At 74.3% G+C, this 513-nt stretch carries 1 pseudogene; it reads right to left on the bottom strand.

Annotation, left to right across the window (positions count from 1 at the left end):
* Window positions 1-513: pseudogene (locus PA598K_RS36525) on the bottom strand (SMC family ATPase); the annotation flags it as partial.

The following is a 513-nucleotide window of genomic DNA, read 5'->3' as shown; positions in this document are numbered from 1 at the left end:
AGGCCGAGCTGCTGCCGGAGCGCGCCGAGCGCCGCCTCGGCCTCCAGATGGCGCTTCTCGGCGACGCTGCGCTCCTGCCGCCGCGCCTCCAGCGCCTCGCGGGTCGGCGCATCCTCGGTCAGCTCCGCCTTGTGCGGATGCTCGGCGCTGCCGCACACCGGACAAGCCTCGCCGTCATGAAGATGGCGAGCCAGCCAGCCGGCTTGCGCCTCGAGCCATTGATGCTCCAGCTCGGCGCACGCCCGATCTGCCAGCTCATACGCTTGCTTCAGCTGTCCGGCAGCTCCGGCCTCCTGCCCTTCCCGCTCCGCCAGCGTCACATAGTCGCGGACCGTACGCGCCTGCTCGCGCAGCGCCGCTACGCGCTCGGTCAGCTCCGGCAGCTCGGCCGTCCGCGTCTCCAGCGCCTTGGCCTGCGCCGCCTTGGCGCTGCGCTCCGCCTCCAGCCCGTCGCGCTGCCGTCGCGCCGCCGCCTCCTGCTCCGCCAGCGCCTGCGCCTCGCGGGCCAACTGC

The sequence above is a fragment of the Paenibacillus sp. 598K genome (assembly GCF_003851045.1).
Classification (GTDB): Bacteria; Bacillota; Bacilli; order Paenibacillales; family Paenibacillaceae; genus Paenibacillus_D.
This window is presented reverse-complemented; position numbering and strand designations above follow the sequence as displayed.